Origin of the sequence: Christiangramia lutea, assembly GCF_022489035.1 — a bacterium.
GTDB lineage: Bacteria > Bacteroidota > Bacteroidia > Flavobacteriales > Flavobacteriaceae > Christiangramia > Christiangramia lutea.
Genome location: NZ_JAKVTV010000001.1, coordinates 746,975 through 771,734 on the forward strand (window position 1 = coordinate 746,975; position 24,760 = coordinate 771,734).

Below are 24,760 nucleotides of genomic sequence, written 5' to 3' on the forward strand. Positions count from 1 at the left end.
TCTCTCAATTCATTTAGAAAAACGAGCCTACAAAGATAAAGAATGATACGGGTCCCCGAAAAAATAGAGGGATCTTTCTAAAAACCCAGGATGGTTTTAGCGAGATAAAAGAATACAAAGATCCCGAAAATATCATTACTGGTAGTAATAAAAGGACCTGTGGCAATAGCTGGGTCGATTCCCTGCTTATCAAGAATAATAGGTACGAAGGTTCCAATTAAGGCAGCAATAATAATTACAACCATTAAGGCAAGTGCGATGGTAAAACTTACAATTTGAGGTTGCCCTGCGATAAGACCGAACAAAATTACCAGTACACCTAATACTAATCCGTTGATTAGGGTAAGACCTATCTCTTTTAAAAGTCGGTTAAAAAGACTTCCTCTCAGATTATCGTTCGCCAGACCTTGCACGATGATCGCGCTGGATTGAACTCCAACATTACCTGCCATCGCCGCAATTAGAGGAGTAAAAAAGAACAATTCAACATAATTCGCCAGGGCTTCTTCAAAACCTTTCATTACGTATACTGCGCCCAGACCTCCAAAAAGTCCCAGAATCAACCAGGGTAATCGGGCTCGGGTAAGTCGCCAGATACTATCATCGGCCTCTACATCTTCCGAGATACCTGCGGCCATCTGGTAATCTTTTTCCGCTTCTTCCTTAATGAAATCCACAATATCATCGATGGTAATTCGGCCTACCAGGCGTCCCATTTCGTCTACCACAGGAATGGCTTCCAGGTCATATTTTTGCATGATACGGGCCACTTCCTCACCCTCGGTATGTACATTAACGTAATCTACACTTGGAATATAAATATCACTGATATTCGCATCACTGGATGCTGTAAGCAAGTCCTTTAAGGAAAGTCGCCCTTTAAGCTTATTCTTATCATCTACCACATAAATGGAGTGAACACGAGTAACATTTTCAGCCTGTTTACGCATTTCAGCCATGCAACCGGTAACGCTCCAGTTCTCACTTACCTTCACCAGCTCCTTTGCCATCAAACCACCGGCAGAATTTTCATCATAACGAAGCAGCTCAACGATATCATCGGCGTGTTGCTCATCGCTCATTTCAGAAATTACATCCTGCTGTAGCTCAAGGGAAAGTTCAGAGATGATATCGGCGGCATCATCGGTATCCATCTCGTTAAGCTCATCTGCGATCTCCTTTGGAGAAAGACCTTCCAGGATACGTTCTCTTCGGTCTTCCTCCAGCTCCATAAGAGCCTCGGCAGTTTGCTCACTATTGAGAAGCCTAACAATATAAGTTGCTTCCTCAACATCAAGTTCAGTAAGAATTTCAGCAATATCGGCATGGTGCACCTCTTCAAGGTGCAGAAGGATCTCCTCATCTTTCTTTTCTTCAATGAGGTACCTGATCTTGTCTATTAATTCATCACTTAGCTGAAATTGCATACGGCTCAATTTTTTGGGTCAGTTCAATAAACTGCTGGAAACTGAGTTGTTCCGGCCGAAGGCCAAATATAGCATCTTCCCTTAAATTATCGGGTAGATTAAGACTTTTTAAACTATTGCGGAGAGTTTTTCTGCGTTGGTTAAAGGCAGTTTTTACCACACGAAAAAATAACTTTTCATCACAGTCAAGGCTAAAATTCTCTTTCCTTTTTAACCTCAGCACTCCACTATCTACCTTTGGAGGAGGATTAAAAACCGAAGGCGGTACGGAAAAGAGATACTGCGCCTCATAAAAAGCCTGGGTTAATACACTTAAGATCCCATAAGTTTTATTACCCTCTTTCTCACATATTCTTTTAGCCACTTCTTTCTGGAACATACCTGAAAATTCCGGAATTTGATCCCTCATTTCAAGCACCTTGAAAACGATCTGGGTGGAAATATTGTAGGGGAAATTACCAATAATGGCGAACTGCTCATCTTTAAAGATCTTACTTAGATCATGCTTTAAAAAATCCTTTTCATGGATCCTACCTCGTAAATGGAGATAATTATTCTCTAAATATTCCACACTTTCGGTATCGATCTCGATCACATGTATCTCTGCCTTTTTATCCAGAAGATATTTGGTAAGAACACCCATTCCCGGTCCAATTTCCAGTACTTTCTCGTAACCTTCATAACTCAAAGTATCAGCGATCTTGGAAGCAATATTTTCATCGGTAAGGAAATGTTGCCCCAGATGTTTTTTGGCTCTTACATCACTTTTATCCTGCATGGATTGTTTATTATGGGAAGGCTTGTACTTTTTCATAGGAAAATATTAGGTACTGTTAGAGACTATAAAAAGTCTCACTTAGGAACCGCTAAAGTTTTTCTGAAACTACTGTTCAGTGATCACTTCCAGCTCTGTTCTGAAAGCTACGAACTTACCTTCAAAAGCTTTAGATCTGGAGCGCATCTCGTTAGCGTTTTCAGAATAATAACTTTCTAGCATTTCTTTGCTCTCGGTAGTATACTGTACAGAATAAGTGATCCCACCCATGGGCTCCTGTACCATAACTTTAGTCATCAATGCTTTCTGAAATTTCTTTGTGTCCAGCATTTCGGGAATATGCTCTTCTTTCATCCATTTTATCCATTCATCATGAATATCTTCCTGAACGTTTATGGTGACGTTGTATATGATCATTACAAAGTTTTAATTTTCGGAATTACTCTATGGTATCCCCGCGAAGCATCCGGTATTTTTTCCTGGCTTCAACAAAATAGATACTATCTGCAAAGTTAAAGATAATTTGCTCGTAAAAGCCCTTTGCCTTTTCCAGATCCTGAAGTTCGTTGGCATAAAGCTCTGCAAGGAAATAATGCGCATTATCGGCCAGGATATCATCCCCAAAAGAATTGATGATCTCCAGGTAGTTATGTTCGGCTTTTTTGAAATTCTTTTGCTCTTCGTACAGTTTCGCCTGACTCAAAAGAGCCTCATCCTCAATCTTTTCACCTTTATGATACACAAGTATGGAATCTAAGGCCTCAATAGCTTCCGGGTTTCTTTTCTGAAAAGAAAGCAGATCGGCATGGGCATATTTCTTTAAGGCTGTTTGCGTTGAATCTTCCAGGGAATTGTCACTAATCAAAAGACTTAACTCCATAGCATCGTTGGCTATCAATTGAGAAGTAGAGGATTTTAAAATATCCAGCTGGGTTTTTGCCCATTCGAAATCACCTTTGTAATAACTCGTTTTAGCCACCTTAAACCGGGCATTCTGTGCCATCACATCATTCTTCACTAAATTCTGTACCTGTGAATAATAGATCAGGGCTTCATTGAATTTTTCCTGAACCACCAGGATATCGGCTAGTGCCATTTTTATACGTGCAGTTTCAAAATCTGAATTCACAATTTCCGAAGTATTCTTCAGAAGGTCTATGGCCTGATCTTTTCGATCCAATTGAAAAGCGAGGAAATTAGCATAATCTATCTTCAGATTAATAGTTCCTTCGGTCTGAGGATATTCAGCGATAAGAGCTTTAAATTCATTTTCCAGAGTTTCGTAATCTTCAGGATTAGCCATTTCAAGTTCAAGTTTGACTAAAAAATGCCTGGCCTGAAGGTTGAAAATGGGAGAAGGTGATTCCCCGATCGCATAGGAAATGATCTCCTTAGCCGATTCATAATCCTTGGCTTCCTTAGCGACAAATGCCAGGTTCAATATTCCCTGCAGGTTATTTTCACCTCTTTTATAGATGGCTCGTTCCTGAGCAAATGCTTTGCTGAAATCCTTTTGCTGAATAAAAAGCCAGCTAAGCATTTCGTTATACAGGAGGATAGGATTTTCCTGTAATTTTTTCAGTAAAAGTTTTCTAAGGATAATATTGGGCTCAGATTCAGCATCTTCTGTGATATACCTGTTGAATTCCCTATTGGCAAGTCCATAGAACTTCATGTCATCTTCAATAAGATCCAGATAATTACTGAACATCTCTTCGATCTTACCCTGCTCCCCATATATACGGGCTAGTTGAAGATTAAAATTACGGTCTGAATTCATCTCCATGGCCCTTTCGTAAGACCTGGCGGCATAATCCAGAAGATTGTATTGTTCAAAGCCCCTGGCGATGGAATAGGCATAATTAGGTCTACCCTCGATAGATTGTAAGGCTTCCTCATAGAAGCGCTCTGCTTTCTCCTGATCTTCCTGAAGTTCAAAATTATGACCCAGCTCAATGAGAATGGCCGGATTATTTGCAGTTTTATTGAGCCTTTCCACCAGAAGCATTTCGGCTTTCTCAAACTCCTCCAGCTGCTGATGTGAGGAAACAAGCCCGTTAAATATTACAGGATTCGTTGGGTTCTCCTGATAAAGTCGCTCATAAACCTTTAGGGCTTTTTCATATTCGCCCTGATCAAAAAAATTCTTGGCCAGTTGTTCAGATTGAGCATAAAGCCCGCAACCGGCTATAAACCATAAAGCTATAAATAGAAAACAGCGCATATGTAAATATAAACATTTGCGCTGTTTTTAAATATGTTAGTGAGATTAATCTATTTTGTCAAATCCACAGTAAGGAACGAGGACATCAGGTATTTTTATTCCATCCTCGGTCTGGTAATTTTCCAGAATACCGGCAAGAACTCTTGGCAAGGCCAAAGCACTTCCATTAAGGGTATGTACAAGCTCTTTTTTATTCTCTTTGTTCTTATATCTCAGCTTTAACCTGTTTGCCTGGAAATTTTCAAAGTTAGAAACAGAACTTATTTCCAGCCAGCGATCCTGCGCAGTAGAGAAAACTTCAAAATCATAGGTAAGTGCTGCGGTAAATCCTAAGTCTCCTCCACATAATCTCAAGATCCTGTATGGCAATTTTAATTCCTTCAACAAACCTTTGATATGGCCTACCATATTATCAAGAGCAGCATAAGAATTTTCTGGAGTTTCCAGTCTTACGATCTCAACTTTATCAAACTGGTGCAACCTGTTCAAACCTCGAACGTGAGCCCCGTAGGAACCAGCTTCTCTCCTGAAACATGGTGTATAACCGGTACATTTCACAGGAAAGTCTTTTTCAGTCATCAGGTTATCACGGAACATATTGGTCATTGGAACCTCAGCCGTAGGGATTAGGTAAAGGTCATCTTCAGTCACATGGTACATCTGACCTTCCTTGTCTGGCAACTGACCGGTTCCAAAACCGGAAACTTCGTTTACGAGCAGGGGTAATTGATATTCAGTATAACCGGCTTCGATGGCTTTATCCAGAAACCAGGTGATCAATGCCCGTTGAAGCCTTGCTCCTTTTCCTTTATAAACCGGAAATCCTGCTCCGGTTACTTTATTCCCTAATTCAAAATCTATGATATCATACTTCTTGGCAAGTTCCCAGTGCGGAAGAGAACCTTCAGCCAGCACCGGCACGTCTCCTTCTTTAAACACCTCCTCGTTGTCATCTTCGCTCATTCCTGCCGGAACAGAATCATGCGGGATATTTGGAATGATATATAGCAAATTCTGAAGATCGGCAATGGTAGCGGTTAGTTTTTCAGAAAGTTCTTTAGATTCTTCTTTTAAACGACCCGTCTTTTCCTTAAGCATATTGGCCTTTTGATGCTCACCGTTCTTAAACATAAGTCCAATCTCCTTGGACATTTTATTGGAACTGGCAAGTGTATCATCAAGTTTCGCCTGGGTAGACCTTCTGGTCTCATCCAGGGTTAAAACCTGTTCGAAAATATCTGAAGCATCAAAATTCCTTTTTTTAAGGGCTTTGATGTATTCTTCTTTATGCTCTGCAATCTTTGATACCTGTAACATAAGGCCGTATTATTTAATTTGCCGTTCTACTTTTTTCTAAGCAGCAAATGTAACAAAAGCAGGGAAGAAATTTACTGGGAATTTGAAGGAAGAATCCAGTCGTGGTGTTTAAAATGTTGCCATTCCTCTGCAGCAAGGTCTACTTTTGGATCTATTAACTGACGGTACGGGCCACCGTTAACACTTATCTTACCTTCGGTATACACCTCTATCTTCTTTCCTTTCTCTGCATATTCCTCTTCCAGTCGCTGGGCAAATTGCCAGATCATATCTGGTTTAGAGGTAATAGCACGCATTTGCTTCCTCGAGAGGTAATCCTTTTTATCCACGAAAATGGTATCTGTAGTTCCTTTCTCCACAACCTTGAAAGCAACTCGACCGCTTTTTCCTCTTAACATCATACGCCAGCTTAGTCTATGTCCTTCTTCGGTCCAAAGCACATTATCCTGAAAGAACCAGTGCCTTAATGGCAAACAGACCTGAATAATAAACCATACAGACATAGCACCTACTAAAAAGTTTCTGTACGACGGAATTATTATTTCACCGTTGTCATAGTGCTCCTTTTTATTCCTCAAAAAGAACCTGTTCACCCAGGTGGTTGGAAAAAAGAAAATACAGAAGGCCAGGGACATATATGGGAAGATACCTATATGAAAAATAAAACTATTGAATAGATGAAAGAAAATAGCCGCTATAAATGCAGGAACACGGGTCTTTTTCCACAGTAGTAAAGGAATGATAAGTAAATCGAACAATATCCCAAAATAAGCAATAGCATAACGTATCCAGCCCTGCTGAAGGAATTCACCAACCAGCCAGTAATCCCGCTTAGATTTCATCAAAAGCGCCGGAAAACTACCATCAAGCCAGTCGGGGTAGATCTTTGCCACCGAAGCATAGGTATATACGATCCACAACTGAAGAACAATCCCCACCCAAACCCACCTGGGCATGGAAATCCTGCTTATGGATGGTTTTATCCTGGCATCCAGGGAAAACCACTTATGTGCAGGAAGGAAGCACATGATAAAACACAGAAGCATCAGGAGATAATAATGATTATTATAAGATGACTTCTGCATCAGGTAGACTCCAGACCACATGATCGTATACATGAGGATGGAAAGCCTGTACTTAAAACCTAGCATTACAAAGATGCCAAAAACTCCCATGATGGCGTAATACCAGATCATTCCGTTTCCAGGAAGTGGCTGAAGAAATTCAAATCCTATAAAGTTGAAGGTGAAGTTAGGCTCTATCAGGGTTCTTCTCACCCATCCCGTGAATATAGCTCCAAAAGCTTCGATAGCAATCAACAAACCGAAAAGCACCCTAAAAACCACGAGTGCTGAATTATCGACCTGTTTAAAAAGCCACCGGTTAAGCATAATTATCCTTGATGTATTGCTTTGAAAATGCCCTATCCTGTTTCATGGCGGTCTTAAGATCTTCTACGGAACTAAATTTCTTTTCGTCCCTTATTCTAACCAGCATTTCGATATTTAGCTGCTTTCCATAGAGATCTTTATCAAGCTGGAAGAAATTGGCTTCGATGGTCTTTTCTTTTCCTCCCACCGTAGGGTTCGTACCGATATTCATCATTCCGTAAATTCTCTCGCCGTCTATTTTAGTTCTCACCACATAGACCCCATTTTTAGGAATAAGTTTATAATCTTCTTCAATTTCAAGATTAGCAGTTGGAAAACCAAGGTCTTTTCCAATACCCCGTCCTCTAACAATAGTTCCCCTTAGAGTGAATGGCTTTTCCAGGTATAAATTAGCCCGTTCCACACGACCATCTAATAAGGCATTCCTTATTTTAGTAGAACTTACAGCAACCTGCTCCACGTCCTGCTGGGTAATTTCTTCCACCTCAAATCCAAAATCCAGCCCGAATTGCTTCAAGTCATTAATATCTGCAGTTCTGTTACGCCCAAACCTGTGATCATAACCAATAATAATCTTTTTGGCCTTCAGTTTATTCACCAGGATATCACGTACAAATTCAAGAGCAGTGAGCCTTGAAAATTGATGTGTAAAAGGATGAACTACCAGGTGATCTATTCCGGTATCCTCTAAAAGGTTTTTTCGTTCTTCAATGGTATTGATAAGCTGAATTCCGCTTTCTTTCTGAAGCACCATCCTTGGATGAGGAAAAAAAGTAAGTACTACCGAGTCCAGGTTGTTCGCATTTGCAGAATTCACGAGGCGTTCTATGATTTTCCTGTGGCCTGCATGAACTCCATCAAAAGTACCAATGGTAACTACGGTTTGACGTTCGCTTATGAATGAGTTTGCTCCCTTATGCTCTTTCAAATTTTCCTATTTTCCGTTAAAAGTATTCATAGTATTGGAAACTCCAGCAGTACCGAAAGATTGTATCAGCTCAGCAGATTTCTTCAATCGCTCAGGCAGCTTGCTTTCTTCGTGTTCATCCCATTCCCCTAAAACATAATTCACCTGATTACCCTTTGAGAATTCATCACTAATTCCGAATCTAAACCGGTTATATTTTGTGGTATTCAGTTGAGACTGAATATCTTTAAGCCCATTGTGCCCACCATCGCTGCCTTTGGTTTTCAATCTCAAGGTACCAAAGGGAAGATTAAGATCATCGGTCACTACAAGTAAATTTTCCAGGGAGATCTTCTCTTTCTGCATCCAGTAATTCACGGCTTTCCCGCTTAGATTCATGTAAGTGCTTGGTTTTAGCAATATAAAGGTTCTTCCCTTAAACCTAAAACTAGCTACGTCTCCCAGCTTTTGAGTTTCAAAAGTCAAATCTTTTTCCCTGGCAAGTTCATCAAGGATCTTAAATCCTATATTATGCCTGGTATTTTCATATTTTGGGCCGATATTTCCCAGGCCAACGATCAAAAATTTCTTCATGGGATCTGTTTTCTCCGCAGTCTTTGTTTTTCCTAAAATCCTTCCGAAGAATGAAAGCATCCAATTTGTATTTTGGTAAAGATAAAATTAATCAGATACTTTTAAATCAGAAAAGACAAAACTGAATTTTAAAATCTGTTCAAATAAAAAAGCATTCCGAAATCGGGAATACCGAAAGGAATGCTTTTTAAAGTTACTTAAAGAAGGTTACTCTTTATCTTCTCCCTCTTTTACTGCTGCAACATCATCAGTTTCAGTAGCTGGTACTTCATCTGCTGCTACTTCATCTTCATCATCTTCATCGTCTTCTAGTTCAACTAGGTTACGAGAAGTTCTTACCTGACAAATTACAGTGTTATCTGGATGCTGGATCACATAATCTTTGCTATCTACACCAGTTACATAAAGCTTCTGACCAATTTTTAGTTTAGTCACATTAGCTACGATGTAATCTGGAAGATCACCTGGTAAACCTCTTACCTTAAGACGACGAAGGTTGTAACGAAGTACACCACCGTTCTTCACCCCTCTGGCCACACCTTCAGTGTGAATTGGGATTTCCATAGTAATTGGTTTGTCATCGAATATCTGGTAGAAATCCATGTGCAGGATCGCATCAGTTACCGGGTGGAACTGGATGTCCTGAAGGATTGCGTCGTAAGACTCTCCACTCTTCAATTTAATTTTCACAGTGTGTACGTCTGGAGTATACACTAAGTTCTGGAATGCAATTTCCTCTGCTGCAAAGTGTAGTGGATCACCTTCTACCCCGTACAATACGCAAGGAACCTGTCCAGCATTACGTAGAGCTTTCGTTGCCTTCTTACCTACGCTTTCTCTTTTAGATCCGTTGATCGTAATTGATTTCATTTGTAAATCTTAATTTAATTGAACAAATGTTGTCAAGTTCTTCGTGAACCGCCTTCATTTGTTTAAAAATTTGTGGCTGCAAAAGTAAGTCTTTTTCTTTATCTATAAAACCCTGTAGCTGAAAAAGTTCTGATAGATCTGAGATAGGAGGTTTTAGACCTTAGACTTTAAATATGGTTTTGAGAATATAAAATTACTTTCAAATTCCTGAAAGATTTCTAATATCTCAATACTAACTTCTCTTTTTTTCACAAAGCCTTATAATTCAAAGCCATCTAATTTGAGTAAATTGAAGGATATAACCTGAAAACCTTCATCAATGGATCATTCTATAGACAACGGAACACCTACAAAAAGAATTGCCGCGATAGACCTTGGTACTAATTCCTTTCATGCGGTGATCGTTGATATTTATCCTGACGGAAGTTTTCGAACCATTGACAAGCTCAAGGAGATGGTGATCCTGGCTGAAAAAGGCATGGACAATCATCTTAGTGAAGATGCTATGACCCGCGGACTGGATGCTTTGAAAAGGATCAAATTCCTTTGCGATTCCCAGCAAGTAGAAGAGATCCTGGCCTTTGCGACCTCAGCAATTCGGGAAGCAGATAACGGCGGAGATTTTATCCAGAGAATGATAGATGAAGTTGGAATAAAAGCCAGGGCTATTCCGGGAAAGATGGAAGCTGAACTTATAGGTTACGCTATAAGACACAGTATTTCTCTTGATGATGAAATGGTGCTGATGGTAGATATTGGTGGCGGTAGCGTAGAATTCATTATTGGTAATAACCAGGAATTCCTTTATTACAATAGCCTAAAGCTGGGAGTGGCCAGAATGTCTGCCAAATTTGTCAAAGATGACCCCATCACCAAAAGTGAGATAAAAAGCCTTAAAAAACATTATAAAAGTACTCTGAAAGAGATTGCAGAGATTATGCAAAAGCACAAGATAAAAACCATGATCGGGTCTTCGGGCACTATGGAAAATATCGGTGCAATGATCGCAGACAGAACTTCTCTAACGGCCAGTATGACCCTGAACGAACTGGTCTTCCAGGCTTCAGATTTTAAGGAACTCTATAAGGATTTTATCGGTCTGAACCGGGATGAACGAAAAAACATAAGTGAGCTGGATGAAAAACGTATAGATATTATCAATGCCGGGATGGTGCTGGTAAAATACCTCATCAAAAAATTCAATATAGAAAAGATAAAAATCTCGGAAGCTGCCCTGCGGGACGGAATGATCCTTAATTTTCTAAAAAAAGAAAGACCACAACTGGATCTGGTAGCAAACTTTCCAGCCCCCCGGAAACGTAGTATTTTTGAACTACTGCGCAAATGCAACTGGCCGGAATCACATTCCAGGCATGTGGCAGGTATGGCACTTCAGCTTTTCGATGAATTCAGGAAAGAGCTGAAGCTCGATGAATTAGATCGTGAATTACTTGAATATGCCTCCTATCTTCATGACATAGGCTATTATATATCATATAGAAAACATCATAAACATGCTCTTTATATCATCAGGCATTCAGACCTGAGAGGATTTAATGAGGATGAGATCAACATTGTGGCTAATGTGGCCAGGTATCACAGGAGATCTACTCCTAAAAAACGTCATGAATTCTATAAAAAAATGGCCAAACCACTGCGTAAGAAGGTTAAAAAATTATCGGCATTACTCAGGGTGGCCGATGGTTTGGATCGCAGTCATTATCAAAATGTAGAAGATCTGGAGATAGATAATCAAAATGAAAAGGTGATCCTGCACATTTCTACCATAGGCGACCCGGAACTTGAAATATGGGGTGCTGAAAGAAAATCGAAATTATTTGAAAAAGTGACCGGTAAAAAACTGGAAATATACGCTGTGAACATAAATGAACGGGAGCGCACCCAGTCCTCTACCGGCAATAAAAATAAGATTGAATCAGTCTGAAATTACATGATGAATTTTGAACTGATGGATTCATTATCCTGAACACTTCTCATAACATCGGCGAAAAGCTCGGCACAGCTTACTACTTTTATCTTTTTACTTTCCTGTCTAAGAGGAATGGAATCTGTCACGATCAATTCCTGAAGTTTAGATTTTTCAATACGATCGTAGGCTTCTCCAGAAAGAACAGGATGTGTACAAATAGCGCGAACACTAATTGCTCCTCGCTCCATCATAACATCTGCTGCCTTGGTAAGTGTACCAGCCGTATCTACCATATCGTCTACAAGCACAACGTTCTTACCGGTCACATCACCAATCAATTCCATATGAGAGATGACATTAGCTTTAGCTCTTTGTTTATAGCAAATCACCACATCGCTTTCAAGTGCTTTTGAATAGGCGTATGCTCTTTTGGAACCACCCATATCTGGTGAAGCAATGGTAAGATTATCAAGACCTAGTTTTTTCAAATACGGAAGAAAAACAGTACTGGCATACAGGTGATCCACCGGTTTTTCGAAAAATCCCTGGATCTGGTCTGCATGCAGGTCCATAGTAATGATCCTGGTTGCCCCGGCTGTTTCAAGTATGCTTGCGATCATCTTTGCCGCGATTGGAACACGAGGTTTATCTTTTCTATCCTGCCTGGCCCAACCAAAATATGGCATAACTGCCGTAATATGTCTTGCAGAAGCTCTTTTTGCAGCATCAAGCATTAAAAGCATTTCCATAAGGTGATCACTCCCAGGATGCGTAGATCCTATAATAAAAACTCTCGATCCACGAACCGACTCCTCAAAAGATGGCTGGAATTCACCATCACTATAAGTTGAAGTAATTACATTTCCGAGTTTTGAGCCGTAATGCCCGGCAATTTTTTCCGCAAGTTCGCGACTTTGGGTACAAGTAAAGATCTTAGCTTCTGTAGCAGCCATGTTGTGTATTGTTTGTTGTGTGTTAAAATTTTGTTGCATGCAAATTTAAAAATTAATTCGGGCTGTAACAGAATAAAACCGGTATAGTAGACATTATGACAAAATAATTAGGAAAAACCCTTATTTGATAAATTTTAGCACGTAAAACCGTTTGATATTTTTAGCTCTTACAACTATAGATTAATTCCACTATTTTATTTCAAATAGGTTACGAACCAACCATTTAAAAACTTGTAACCTGTTAATTTTAAGTATTTTAAACTATATTTAAGTATAAATTAATTTTAGCCAACAATTTTAAGTGTTTAATCTAAAACCAAAAAATTATGAAAAGTTTTATAAAAATGATTGCAATTGTCTTTACGGCATCAATCTTATTTACTTCCTGCTATTAATATACCAGTGTGGTTGGAAGCGGAGCCCAGGGAGCAAATGAAACAACTCAATGGAACCATTATTTAGTTTACGGTCTTATACCAGTTGGGGTTTCAGATTCGAAGCAAATGGCTGCTGGAGATACGAATTATACCGTTCATACCAGACATTCGATTCTAAACGGACTTCTTGCAGCTATTACTGTAGGAATCTATACTCCAACAACTACTACTGTCACCAAATAATTACAAACAAAATAAGGAGAAGGTGTTAAAAACACACCTTCTCTTCTTATAAATGATCTATGAAAAAATTATTTTTCTATTTATTCATAATTATCGCCATTGTACTTCTGGTACAAATTCTTAAGATCTTAATTCTGGATCTTCCCAAGTTAACGCCTTACGGGTATGGATATCTTGGCGGAAAAGTTATTCTGTTTTTCCTCTTTTTAGGTTTTTCCTATTTGATAAGGAGAAACATCAAAGGATCAAAAACACGTTCTAAACGCCAAATTGAATAAATTTTCAAATTATAACATTCCACAAATCTTCATCAGGAAATATCCTTGAGTTCATATGCTAAATCGAAAATCTGGTAAAAGTCGAAAAATATTAACCCAATTAAATCCTGAGAGTAGTGAAACCAAGCACATTCACCCGTATCCCAGTTGGAAAATTTTTAGTATTAAATATTTTATTACTCCTACCATTCCTGGATGTACGCGCACAATCTTATTTAGACCTTCCAAAAATAAATAGTAATCAAACCGAAACCTATTATAGTGAAAATGCTAAAAACCGGGCAGCCAATATTGCCTTCCTTTTTGATAAGGTAATTGCATTTTATGAGCCTATCCTTGATTTTTCGCCAAAAGTCACCTTACTGGTGCTTTCTCCTGAAGACTGGGTTAAGCACACGAAGTTTCCTGTGTATGGAATGCCGCATTATATAGACGGCGAAACCCTGGTTATAGCTTCAGAAGACAATGATTTCTGGAAAAGTTTTATTCCTCCACTAGAAAAACTACCAAAGACTCTGGCAGACGAAATTTCCAGGGTATATATTAACCCAGACGGTTCATTAACCATGAAAGGTTTTTTCGATCTCCTGGCTATTCATGAATTAGGTCATAGTTACCAAATTCAGGCTAAATTGAACCCTCAGCGCAAGTGGATGGAAGAATTATTCAGTAATATTTTTCTACATACCTATATCGCTGAGAAAGAACCAAAGATGCTTCCGGCATTAACCATATTCCCCGATATGGTGGTTTTAACAATAAAAAGTGAAAACCTCTCCTATTCAAGCCTGAATGACCTGGAGAATAATTATGATAAGATCACCACAGAATACCCTAAGAATTATGGTTGGTATCAATGCAGGTTGCACGTAGCAGCCGGTAAAATTTATGATGCAGCGGGGATATCAGCTTTTGAAAATTTATGGAAAGAATTAAAAAAGGAACAAGAACCTTTGGATGATAAGGCATTGACGAGTATGTTAGCAGAGAAAGTCCATCCTGCCGTAGCGGAAGTACCGCTTAGCTGGGCTGAATAGAACCTGCAACCCTGGTAAAACATGAGGGAAAATATTAAACTGGGCCTTCGGGAAAACTGGAAGCAATTTTTAATACTTGTTATAGTTAATGCCTTCGTGGGAGGTATGGTTGGCCTGGAAAGGACCATATTTCCGCAATTTGCAGAATCTGAGTTTGGTGTAGGCTCCAATACCGCAATTTTATTCTTCATAGTCGCTTTCGGGATTACCAAAGCAATTACCAATTATTTTACCGGAAAGCTAGCCAACAAATGGGGAAGAAAAAATCTACTTGTTCTGGGCTGGCTATTTGCCATTCCGGTTCCTTTGATCCTCATGACTGCTTCATCGTGGAACTGGGTCATTTTTGCAAATATCCTTCTAGGAATTAATCAGGGATTAACCTGGAGCAGCACCGTGGTGATGAAAATAGACCTGGTGGGAGAAAAAAATCGTGGAACCGCCATGGGAATCAATGAATTTGCCGGCTATTTTGCGGTAGGAGTGATAGCTCTTCTCACAGGTTTTATTGCACAGAAATACGGGGTAACTCCTTACCCATTCTACCTTGGAATTGGAATTTCGATCATAGGACTTTTATTATCGTTCTTTTTTGTAAACGACACCAGGCATTTTGTTCATAAAGAACAGGTATCCACAAAAACGGAAGAACTTGAAAATGTATTTCTGGAAACTTCCTTTAAAAACAAAACATTAAGTTCTATCACGCAGGCCGGGTTGGTAAATAATCTGAACGACGGCATGATATGGGGACTTTTACCAATATTGCTGCTTTCATTTAATTTTGATTCAAAAAGTATTGGAATTATCGCGGCAATCTATCCTGCAGTTTGGGGATTAGGTCAATTATTTACCGGCAGAATGGCCGATTTTTACTCAAAAAAAATCATGCTCTTTATTGGAATGCTGGCTCAAGGGATAGCGATACTGCTAATTCCATATTTTTCTGAATTCTATCAGCTTGTTTCGATTTCAATAATTCTGGGACTTGGAACAGCCCTGGTTTACCCAACCTTTCTATCTGCTATTGCAGACGCCACTCAGCCAGGCCAGAGAGCAGAAAGCATCGGTATATTCAGGTTATGGAGGGATATGGGATATGCCATTGGAGCTATCCTTTCAGGAGTTATCGCGGATATTTTCGGAATTGAATATTCGGTTTTATTTATTGGTATTATCACGATCTTATCATCATTGATCATTAAATTTAGAATGCCGGAAACTAAAAAAATCACCATTTAAAATGAATAATATATCATACTCGAAAATACTTCTACTCTTCGGAGGAATCTTCCTAATCACTTTATTTTCATGCGAGGATAAAAAGGAAGTTCCCAAAGAAGGTTTTATTGAAGTGAAGGGCGGTAAGGTCTGGTATCGGATAAATGGAAATTCTGATAAAACTCCAGTTCTCATTTTACACGGCGGCCCGGGGTCTTCCAGTTTTGGACAGGAACCATTGAAAAAATTAAGTAAGGACCGACCTATAATTTTTTACGATCAGTTGGGAAGCGGAAGATCAGACAGGATAACCGATACCAGCTTAATGAAAGTGGAAAGATATGTAGAAGAAGTTGAGCAGGTTCGAAAGGAACTGGATCTCGAGAAAATCATTCTTTACGGTCAGTCCTGGGGCACTGCTTTAAGCCTGGAATATTACCTGAATTACCCTCAATATGTTGATGGTATCATTTTTAGCAGCCCATATTTCAGCACTAAACGCTGGATAAAAGACGCCAATTCCCTGGTAGAAACTTTACCCGATTCTATCCAAAACATCATTCGAACCAATGAAAAGAATAAAACCTTCAGCAATCAGGAATATAAAGAAGCGGTAAACCTATTCTACAGTAAATTCCTGAGGAGGAAAGAAAGGGCGGTGGCAGTAAAGGATACTGCATCAAAATACTTCGGCACCAATGTGTATGAATACATGTGGGGACCAAGTGAGTTTACAGCGAATGGAACTTTACTCAATTATGATCGAATCGATAAATTACCAGAAGTAGAAGTCCCTGTGCTTTTTATAACCGGAGAATACGACGAGGCCAAACCAGCGACGGTAAAATATTACCAAAGCCTGTTGCCTGAAAGCAAGTATGTAGAGATTGAAAATTCAGGACACGCCACCCTTAATGATAACCCGGAACAGGCATTGAAAGCAATTAGTAGATTTTTGAAGAAATTTGAATAAAAAAAGGTGGCTAAAAAAGCCACCTTTTTTTATTTATCGATCAGGCTGTTATGCTAGATCAAATCTATCCAGGTTCATTACTTTATCCCATGCTGCCACAAAATCCTTTACGAATTTTTCCTGTGCATCGCTGGTTCCATAGACTTCAGATAATGCTCTTAACTCTGAGTTTGAACCAAAAATTAGATCCACCCTGCTCGCTGTCCATTTTGAATCACCAGATTTACGGTCGCGCCCTTCAAATTGAGTTTCAGAATCTGAGGTAGCTTTCCAGGTGGTAGACATGTTAAGTACATTCTTAAAGAAATCGTTCGTAAGGGTGCCCGGACTATCTGTGAAAATTCCGGTTTCAGACCCATCGAAATTCGTATCAAGAGCTCGCATTCCACCAACCAGCACAGTCATTTCAGGGGCGGTTAAGGTTAGCAATTGCGCACGATCTACCAGCAATTCTTCTGCCGAAGCGTTTACATTATCCCTTTTCTTGAAGTAATTTCTGAATCCGTCGGCAGTTGGTTCCAGTGGCTCAAATGCTTCCACATCTGTTTGCTCCTGACTTGCATCTGCTCTACCAGGTGTAAACGGAACGTTGATATCATGGCCAGCTTTTCTAGCCGCTTTTTCGATACCAGCACAACCACCCAGAACAATAAGATCTGCCATTGAGATCTTTTTATTTCCAGATTGACTTTCATTGAAATCACTTTGGATCTTTTCGTAAATCTCAATCACTTTTTTAAGCTGTGGAGGATTATTCACTTCCCAGTTTCGTTGTGGTGCTAGACGAATTCTTGCACCGTTGGCTCCTCCTCTTTTATCTGAACCTCTAAAAGTAGAAGCAGAAGCCCAGGCCGTAGTTACCAATTCTGAAATTGATAATCCTGAATCCAGTATTTTTCCTTTTAAAGTAGAAATTTCATCTGCATTCACAAGTTCATGCTCAACTTCCGGAATAGGATCCTGCCAGATCAATTCTTCTTTTGGAACTTCAGGTCCAAGATACCTGGCAATTGGCCCCATATCACGGTGAGTTAGCTTATACCAGGCACGAGCAAAGGCATCGGCAAACTCATTCGGGTTCTCATAGAAATGTCTCGAGATTTTTTCATAATCTGGATCCTCTTTAAGAGACAGATCTGTAGTTAACATGAATGGAGCATGTTTTTTTGAAGGGTTATGAGCGTCTGGAACTGTTCCGGCTCCCGCTCCTTCTTTTGGCTGCCATTGATAAGCACCTCCGGGACCTTTGATACATTCCCAGTCATATTTAAATAAATTATCAAAGAATTTATTGCTCCATTTGGTTGGTGTATCGGTCCATGCTCCCTCTATTCCACTGGTAATGGTATATTCCCCCATTCCACTTTCATAGGTGTTCTTCCAGCCGAGTCCCATCTCTTCTATGCTTGAACCTGCAGGTTCATGACCAACATATTTCTCAGCATCAGCTGCTCCATGAGTTTTACCAAAAGTATGACCTCCGGCGATTAGAGCAACAGTTTCATAATCGTTCATGGCCATCCTGCCAAAGGTCTCACGTATATCTTTTGCAGCAGCTACTGGATCTGGATTACCATTAGGACCTTCAGGGTTTACATATATAAGCCCCATATGGGTTGCACCAAGAGGATTTTCAAGTTCGTGATCTCCTGAATATCTTTCTTTGTTACCTAACCACTCACCTTCAGATCCCCAGTAAATATCTTTCTCGGGCTCCCAAACATCTTCACGTCCACCGGCAAAGCCAAAGGTTTTGAATCCCATAGATTCCAGAGCGCAATTTCCGGCAAGGATCATAAGATCTGCCCAGGAAATCTTTTTACCGTACTTTTCTTTTATTGGCCATAATAATAAACGGGCCTTATCCAGGTTTGCGTTATCTGGCCAGCTATTTAATGGAGCGAAACGTTGAGAGCCCGAACCTGCGCCTCCACGACCATCACCAATTCGGTAAGTTCCCGCACTGTGCCAGGCCATTCTAATAAAAAATGGACCGTAATGTCCATAATCTGCAGGCCACCAATCCTGTGAGTCGTTCATTAAATCGTAAAGATCCTGTTTTACAGCTTTTAGGTCCAGCTTTTTAAATTCTTCAGCGTAATTAAAATCTTTATCCATGGGATCTGAAAGTAAAGAATGTTGACGTAAAATCCCTAGGTTTAGTTGATTAGGCCACCAATCCCGGTTAGAAGTACCTCTACCGGCTGATTTATTCAATGCTCCTCCCATAAAAGGGCATTTGCTCGATTCATTTACTTCCCAGACTTTGTGATTGTCTGAGCTTTTTGAATGATTATTTGACATTTTTAGGTAAGTTTTAATTAATTAACACTTTAAATTTAAAATAATTTTTACTTATAAATTTTGTTTTTAAATAGTTAAAAACTATGATAATTAGTCAAAACTTATGATGAGGCTCCCAATAATAATTACTTAAAGAATAAAAATCATCAAATGATTTAAAACTTTAACAGACAACATGGTCAAATGATGAATAAAGTAAATTTCTACCTGAATAACCTGGTACCTATTCTCAGGCTTATGTATATCAGAACTTTAAGTCTTATCCTTCCCTTTCTGTTTAGTCCAATTCAGGAAATCCCACTTATTTCTGATAGACAAAATGCATTAATCATCGATTTACTGTAGTCAAAAAATTTTTCAAATCAATTTAAAATAACTACTTTCCGTTTGGAATTTAAAAATGGGAAAAAAAGATACTCTACTCCTTTGCCGGACTTTTCACCCTGACTAATAACATTGAATTTCGGAGATGCTTTTGCTTATGCGGGAGTTTTTCTGAATGGCAAAGACACCCCAATTTGATTGATGAGTATTAGATCTAAAAAGGAAATACAAAGAGAACTTCTGGTTCCTTATCCCAATAATTTAGAAAACAAACTTCTTCAAAAGGTTAGGCAGGAATTTCAATTAGACTCCATAATTGATCAAAAAGAGTCTGACTTTCGGAATATATTGAATTTAAGGTTTTGGATCTATTCCAACCTGGATAAGAATGGAAATACCTTTGCGGAATCAGAAAAACATCCTAAATATCTGGCAGATATCACCAAAAAAGAAAATTTTCACATCAGCGAATATTCAAGTCTCAGTAAGCTCTTTCTGCAGGCACTTGGGTATACGGCTAGAAAGGTAAAACTTCAGAATCCGGGAAGTTTTTCAAAAAAAGATTCATTTACCCATTTCCTTTACGAAGTATATCTTAATGATCTTAAAAAATGGTTCTTCATAGACCAGCAATACGACATTATTATCACCAAGGATGGCATTCCACTGAATGCCGTTGAGCTTCAACTTGCCTTTATCAACGAAGAAGAACTGGAAGTAATAAATCCTTTGAAGAAGACCTCAAGTGAAGAATATTTGGAACTTGTAGGACCTTACCTTTATTACTTTTCAACAGATCTTAATGGAAAATATAATTTCATAACCCGGTTCTTGAGATCTAAAACAAAATTGATTCTGGTTCCACAGTATGAAGATTTTCCTCTTCCTAAGAACAATTTACCTAAAAGCAGGTCAAGCATTATAACCAGTACCATTTCTGATTTTTACCCTGCCCTGGACAACTAATATCTAAATCAATCATCTTTTTCAGGATCCTTTTCCTGATCTTCATCATCGGTCAATTTTTTCTCGTCGATCTTGACATCAGGATCGGGTTCGCGATGTTCAATAGGCGTAATCACTTCTGGAATATCTGTGTCCTCCATTTTTCTGGAAGTATCATCAGGTTTATCTTTAGGCTCCGGATCCTGAGATGAACCGGGCATACTTTTAATATAAATATCTCTTTGTGGGAAAGGGATCTGGATATTTGCTTTCTTGAATTGATTGTATATTTCAATAGAAATATCGCTCCGGGCCTGAAGCCAGTTTTCATAATGTACCCAAAACCTCAATGTGAAATTTAAGGAGCTATCGCCAAATTCTACAAAAAGCGCTTGTGGTGGCGGATTCTTCAGGGTATGTTTATATCCTTCGGCAACTGTAAAAAGGATCTTTAATACTTCATTGGGATCTGAACTATAAGTAGTGCCTACGAATATCTCAACCCGCTTGGTATTATTCGATAATGTCCAGTTTATAAGATCATTGGAAATAAGATTATTATTGGGAACGATAACTTCGGCTCCGTCAAAAGTGGTGATACTTGAAGAGCGCACCCCAATACGGTTAACGATCCCAAGAAGATTATCCACCTCAACAGTGTCTCCCTGAATAATAGGCCTTTCAAAGACCAGGATCATTCCAGAGACAAAATTTGAAATAACTGTTTGTAGGCCGAACCCAATTCCAAGACCAAGCGCTCCTGCCATTAAATTGAATTTACTCAAGTCGATTCCAAGGGACGACAAGGCCAATATTACTCCAAACCCTATGATTAAATATCTTATGATAAGAGAAATGGCCGCTGGATATCCCTTAGGCAAATGAAATATTCTCAGCATACCGTCTTCATCATTCAACAGAAAGGAAACTATGCGCGTTAGGGCAAAAGCAATAAAAAGGACTAACAGGAAGGAAAATATATCCTGAAGGGTAAAAGTTATATCGCCTATTTTATAAGGTTCACTTAAAAAATCTGAAAGAATGGTTACCAATGGTTGAAATTGGTCTATCATATTCAAGAAAGCCAGCAACCAGAAAATAATAATTAAAACCCTTATGATTCTTAATGCTTTTTTTTCTGTCTGAATTTTTTTATCTACATCATATTCATTCTTAACCACATAATGCCTGTGAATGATACTTAAAAATACTGCATTGATGATCACCAGTAAAACATAGAATAATATAACGAACACCCCACTACGAGTAGCTATTTTCAAGGAAAGATCTGTAAGGTTTGTATAGCCGAGAATATTAGAAACAATAGCTATTAGACCCAAAACAAATAAAATTGGAACCAGCTTTAGTAGAAAGGTGCCGAAATCCCCCAGGCGTCCTTTTGTTTTTTTGTAATGTGGATTTATAAAGAATATTAATACTGCAATTAATAAAATCGCCTCAATTAAAAGATAAATGCGGTATTGTTCAGAGTTGAACCACACATGGGTCTTCACTGAATTGATCACATAAAATAGTATCGCGAATAAGATTAATCTCCTATAACGCTTATGCATGAAGTTAAGCACCAGAGGAACTGCAAAAACAAGCAAAAGAAGTATGGAAATATCGAGAAATAGCTTTGGAAGAGGTACAAAATAGTACCTCGCCAGAAGTAAAGAAAGAAAACATATGGCTGAAATGTAATGACCGCTAAAAACATTTTTAGCCCTCTGTAAATCTAAATTTCTCCTTTCAAAAGGATACTTTCTCAAAGTTCTTTTGGAATACAGAATAAGAAAAGTGATCAAACCCATCAGGAAAAGAAAAAGCGGCAAGGTAGCTTTAGTATTGTCGATAAACTTACGTACCCCAAATCTTGTAATTTCTAAAGGCTTGCCGTCCTCACTTTTTGCTTCTGCCCAAATATTCCTGAAGGAGGTATTCCATAGAGCTGGATGTCTCTGATGAAAAATCCTGTAGACTTCTGAACGCTTTAAAGCCCTTAATTCATCTATGACCGAATTCGTCTCATTAATTTCCTGGTTTACCTGAGATTCCAGACTTAAAAGGTCATAATTGTTCATGAAGATGGTATCCTTAAGAGCTCTTATATCGAATATGGTTTCTTCAATACTTAAAAGCACTTTTTCAGGAATATCCTCTTCCAAAGCACTTTCGTAGCTCAATACCCAGATATCCTCTTTAGGCTCTATCGTTTCAAGTAATAATGAATTTTTCCTTTCAGATTCATTGATCTCAGATTGCCAGCTTTTGAGGTAGTTATTAAATCCCTCCCATTTAATGATGATATTATCTATCTTTTCCTTGTTGGGATTCGCGGTTAAAAAGGCCGCTACCTCTTGTTTTTGTTCGTTAAGAAATTCCTCATATATAGGGAAAAGCGAATCGGCTTCGGTAATATTCCGCTCTACCCTGTTACGATTACTTTTTATTTCCTCTCTCGTAGTTTCAAGCTCCTGAACTATCCTGCTTAGAGGAATAGCTTCAGGTTCTATTTGTCCAATCGTATCAGTTTCCCGATTATCCTGTTCCATATTAAGGACCTGAGCTGACAAACCGAACGGAAGAGCAAGGAAAAACAGGAATGGTATTAACCTAGTCATGGAGGGAAACTTCTGGAACATGAAATTTTGTAATAGTCCTTTTTACTAATATAACATTTTTATTAATCTGATTTACAGAGCCTTATATCTATACAATAAAAAGAGATTGAAACAGGTTTTCAAATACATTTAATTTCATTATTGACTTTTTGCTGATTCCAATCAAACAGTGGTTAAACCTATCACAAACCCTAATTAGAATAATGAAAACAGTCGTTTTATTAATATTTTTAATTAAGTAGAATTGAAACTTGTAAAATAATTATTCAGGAATATGAAGGAGACAAAAAAGATTTTATTGAATAGCAGGCCGGAAGGCAGACCAGGTGATTCAAATTTCAAATTTGAAACAGAACAGGTATCTGAACCTAAAGAGGGAGAAGTATTACTAAAAACAGAATATGTTTCTGTAGATCCTTATTTAAGAGGCAGGATGAGTGATGCGAAATCTTATATCCCGCCTTTCGAAGTAGGCAAACCTATTTCTTCTTTAATGGTTGCGGAAGTCCTGGAATCTAAGTCCGATAAGCTTCAAAAAGGAGATCACGTGGTTGGCATGCTGGACTGGAAAGAAAGGCAGGTTGCTTCAGCTGAAGAATTGAGAAAAGTTGATGAAGATAAAGCTCCTCTTTCTGCTTATTTAGGAATTTTAGGAATGACCGGACTTACCGCTTATTTAGGTCTCACCGAAATTGGCAAACCCAAAAAAGGGGAAACTATGGTGGTTTCAGGGGCAGCAGGAGCTGTTGGAAGTACTGTTGGACAAATTGGTAAAATCCTGGGGCTAAAAGTAATTGGTATCGCCGGAACCGATGAAAAAGTGGAAATGATAAAAAATGAATTTGGGTTTGATGAAGGAATCAATTACAATACCACCGATAATATGACCGAGGCGATTAATAAAGCATGTCCAGATGGTATTGACGTTTACTTTGACAATGTTGGAGGGGAGATATCAGAAGCCATACTTTTTAATATCAATAAATTTTCCAGGACGGTAGTTTGCGGGGCCATTTCAGTTTATAATGAAACATCATTACCTAAAAGTATCAGTGTGCAACCTTTTCTAATCAAAAAAAGCTCTATGATGCAGGGATTCGTTATTTCAGATTATTCAGATAGACACTCTGAAGGAGTTCAACAACTAGCCAAGTGGCTACAAGAAGGCAAGCTCACCTATACCGAAACGGTTAGAGAAGGTTTCGAAAATATTCCCCAGGCCTTTTTAGATCTTTTCGATGGAAAAAATAAAGGAAAAATGGTGGTAAAAGTCTAATCTAATTCTCTGTAAAAAATTTAAAAACCTAAAAAGAAAGAAATGAAAGTATTATTTGTATTGACTTCTCACGATAAGCTGGGAGACACAGGAGAAAAAACAGGATTTTGGGTTGAAGAATTTGCCAGCCCATATTATAAATTATTAGATAAAGGCGCAGATATCACGGTAGCAACTCCAAAGGGTGGTAAAGCTCCAATAGATCCCAATAGTGATACCGAGGACAATCAAACCGAGGCAACAAGGCGTTTTCATAATGATGAAGCCGCTCAAAAGGTTGTAAACAACACGTTAAAACTAGATGAAGTAAAGGCCGAAAGTTTTGATGCCGTGTTTTATCCAGGTGGCCACGGACCACTTTGGGATCTGGCCAATGACCAGACATCCATTAAACTTATAGAGAACTTTAATCGACAGAAAAAGCCAATTGCATTTGTCTGTCATGCCCCAGCCGCCTTGAAAGAGGTTAAAGGAACCGATGGCGAACCATTGGTAAAGGGTAAAAAAGTTACCGGATTTACCAATAGCGAAGAAAAAGCAGTAGAATTAACAGAGGTAGTTCCATTCCTGGTTGAAGATATGCTGAAGAAGAATGGAGGCAATTATTCTAAAGGTGACGACTGGGCAGAATATGTACTTGTGGACGGAAACTTAATTACAGGTCAGAACCCCGCCTCATCAGGACTAGCTGCCAATAAGCTATATGATAAATTGAAATAATATTCAATAATTTTTTGAAAAAGCCTGTAGATATCTACAGGCTTTTTTTG

22 protein-coding genes are annotated in these 24,760 nt (G+C 38.7%); 10 read left to right on the plus strand and 12 right to left on the minus strand.

Annotated elements, in window-relative coordinates; translation table 11 throughout:
• Window positions 1-77: 77 nt before the first annotated feature.
• The 9 genes from mgtE to ML462_RS03515 form a co-directional block, all read right to left on the minus strand.
• Window positions 78-1,427 (minus strand): magnesium transporter, encoded by a 1,350-nt coding sequence (mgtE, locus tag ML462_RS03475; protein WP_240712334.1) that lies wholly within the window; start codon window positions 1,425-1,427, stop codon window positions 78-80.
• Window positions 1,408-2,241 carry a 16S rRNA (adenine(1518)-N(6)/adenine(1519)-N(6))-dimethyltransferase RsmA gene (rsmA, locus tag ML462_RS03480; RefSeq protein ID WP_240712335.1) on the minus strand — a complete coding sequence of 278 codons (834 nt, stop codon included), beginning with the start codon at window positions 2,239-2,241 and terminating at the stop codon, window positions 1,408-1,410. Before rsmA ends, mgtE begins: the two co-directional genes overlap by 20 nt.
• 69 nt (window positions 2,242-2,310) lie before the next feature.
• Window positions 2,311-2,619 (minus strand): DUF4286 family protein, encoded by a 309-nt coding sequence (locus ML462_RS03485; RefSeq protein WP_240712336.1) that lies wholly within the window; start codon window positions 2,617-2,619, stop codon window positions 2,311-2,313.
• A gap of 22 nt (window positions 2,620-2,641) precedes the next feature.
• Complete coding sequence (locus ML462_RS03490; protein ID WP_240712337.1) at window positions 2,642-4,426, minus strand: tetratricopeptide repeat protein; 1,785 nt, start codon at window positions 4,424-4,426, stop codon at window positions 2,642-2,644.
• Between the two features lie 45 nt (window positions 4,427-4,471).
• Complete coding sequence (gene serS, locus ML462_RS03495) at window positions 4,472-5,743, minus strand: serine--tRNA ligase (protein WP_240712338.1); 1,272 nt, start codon at window positions 5,741-5,743, stop codon at window positions 4,472-4,474.
• A gap of 71 nt (window positions 5,744-5,814) precedes the next feature.
• Window positions 5,815-7,134 carry an HTTM domain-containing protein gene (locus ML462_RS03500; RefSeq protein WP_240712339.1) on the minus strand — a complete coding sequence of 440 codons (1,320 nt, stop codon included), beginning with the start codon at window positions 7,132-7,134 and terminating at the stop codon, window positions 5,815-5,817.
• The gene (locus ML462_RS03505) at window positions 7,127-8,062 is read right to left on the minus strand and encodes a bifunctional riboflavin kinase/FAD synthetase (RefSeq protein WP_240712340.1); all 936 of its coding nucleotides are present in this window, start codon (window positions 8,060-8,062) and stop codon (window positions 7,127-7,129) included. The genes ML462_RS03500 and ML462_RS03505 overlap by 8 nt, the downstream gene beginning before the upstream one ends.
• Before the next feature lie 6 nt (window positions 8,063-8,068).
• Window positions 8,069-8,695 (minus strand): aminoacyl-tRNA hydrolase, encoded by a 627-nt coding sequence (gene pth / locus ML462_RS03510; RefSeq protein ID WP_240712341.1) that lies wholly within the window; start codon window positions 8,693-8,695, stop codon window positions 8,069-8,071.
• Between the two features lie 147 nt (window positions 8,696-8,842).
• Window positions 8,843-9,505: a 50S ribosomal protein L25/general stress protein Ctc gene (locus ML462_RS03515; RefSeq protein WP_240712342.1), complete on the minus strand. Its 663-nt coding sequence runs from the start codon at window positions 9,503-9,505 to the stop codon at window positions 8,843-8,845.
• A 319-nt stretch (window positions 9,506-9,824) separates the two neighbouring features.
• On the opposite strand from ML462_RS03515, the gene ML462_RS03520 reads away from it, so the two are divergent.
• Window positions 9,825-11,450: a Ppx/GppA phosphatase family protein gene (locus ML462_RS03520; protein ID WP_240712343.1), complete on the plus strand. Its 1,626-nt coding sequence runs from the start codon at window positions 9,825-9,827 to the stop codon at window positions 11,448-11,450.
• 2 nt (window positions 11,451-11,452) lie between these two features.
• Here the strand turns inward: ML462_RS03520 and ML462_RS03525 are convergent, their stop codons facing one another.
• Window positions 11,453-12,388, minus strand: coding sequence for a ribose-phosphate pyrophosphokinase (locus tag ML462_RS03525; protein ID WP_240712344.1), 936 nt, complete (start codon window positions 12,386-12,388; stop codon window positions 11,453-11,455).
• 404 nt (window positions 12,389-12,792) lie between these two features.
• Between ML462_RS03525 and ML462_RS03530 the strand changes: the two genes are divergently transcribed.
• The 5 genes from ML462_RS03530 (at window position 12,793) to ML462_RS03550 (ending at window position 16,517) form a co-directional block, all read left to right on the plus strand.
• Window positions 12,793-13,008, plus strand: a complete 216-nt coding sequence (locus ML462_RS03530) for a Bor family protein (RefSeq protein WP_240712345.1) — start codon at window positions 12,793-12,795, stop codon at window positions 13,006-13,008.
• Between the two features lie 59 nt (window positions 13,009-13,067).
• On the plus strand, window positions 13,068-13,286 hold the full coding sequence (locus ML462_RS03535; RefSeq protein ID WP_240712346.1) for a hypothetical protein: 219 nt from the start codon (window positions 13,068-13,070) through the stop codon (window positions 13,284-13,286).
• Between the two features lie 116 nt (window positions 13,287-13,402).
• The gene (locus ML462_RS03540) at window positions 13,403-14,323 is read left to right on the plus strand and encodes a hypothetical protein (protein WP_240712347.1); all 921 of its coding nucleotides are present in this window, start codon (window positions 13,403-13,405) and stop codon (window positions 14,321-14,323) included.
• Window positions 14,324-14,344: 21 nt separating this feature from the next.
• Entirely contained in the window at window positions 14,345-15,565 is a 1,221-nt protein-coding gene (locus ML462_RS03545) for an MFS transporter (RefSeq protein WP_240712348.1), read from the plus strand.
• Between the two features lies 1 nt (window position 15,566).
• The gene (locus tag ML462_RS03550) at window positions 15,567-16,517 is read left to right on the plus strand and encodes a proline iminopeptidase-family hydrolase (protein WP_240712349.1); all 951 of its coding nucleotides are present in this window, start codon (window positions 15,567-15,569) and stop codon (window positions 16,515-16,517) included.
• A gap of 48 nt (window positions 16,518-16,565) precedes the next feature.
• Here the strand turns inward: ML462_RS03550 and katG are convergent, their stop codons facing one another.
• A complete protein-coding gene (gene katG / locus ML462_RS03555) occupies window positions 16,566-18,821 on the minus strand; it encodes a catalase/peroxidase HPI (RefSeq protein WP_279324117.1) in 2,256 nt (751 codons plus the stop codon).
• Window positions 18,822-19,004: 183 nt separating this feature from the next.
• Between katG and ML462_RS03560 the strand changes: the two genes are divergently transcribed.
• Together ML462_RS03560 and ML462_RS03565 are read left to right on the plus strand one after the other, a co-directional pair.
• Window positions 19,005-19,166: a hypothetical protein gene (locus ML462_RS03560; protein WP_240712350.1), complete on the plus strand. Its 162-nt coding sequence runs from the start codon at window positions 19,005-19,007 to the stop codon at window positions 19,164-19,166.
• A gap of 180 nt (window positions 19,167-19,346) precedes the next feature.
• Window positions 19,347-20,111, plus strand: coding sequence for a hypothetical protein (locus ML462_RS03565; RefSeq protein WP_240712351.1), 765 nt, complete (start codon window positions 19,347-19,349; stop codon window positions 20,109-20,111).
• An 8-nt stretch (window positions 20,112-20,119) separates the two neighbouring features.
• Here the strand turns inward: ML462_RS03565 and ML462_RS03570 are convergent, their stop codons facing one another.
• Entirely contained in the window at window positions 20,120-22,714 is a 2,595-nt protein-coding gene (locus ML462_RS03570; RefSeq protein WP_240712352.1) for a mechanosensitive ion channel domain-containing protein, read from the minus strand.
• Window positions 22,715-22,988: 274 nt separating this feature from the next.
• Here ML462_RS03570 and ML462_RS03575 point away from each other — a divergent pair, with 274 nt between their 5' ends.
• Window positions 22,989-23,990: an NADP-dependent oxidoreductase gene (locus ML462_RS03575; RefSeq protein ID WP_240712353.1), complete on the plus strand. Its 1,002-nt coding sequence runs from the start codon at window positions 22,989-22,991 to the stop codon at window positions 23,988-23,990.
• 42 nt (window positions 23,991-24,032) lie between these two features.
• Entirely contained in the window at window positions 24,033-24,710 is a 678-nt protein-coding gene (locus ML462_RS03580; protein WP_240712354.1) for a type 1 glutamine amidotransferase domain-containing protein, read from the plus strand.
• The last annotated feature ends 50 nt before the right edge of the window (window positions 24,711-24,760 follow it).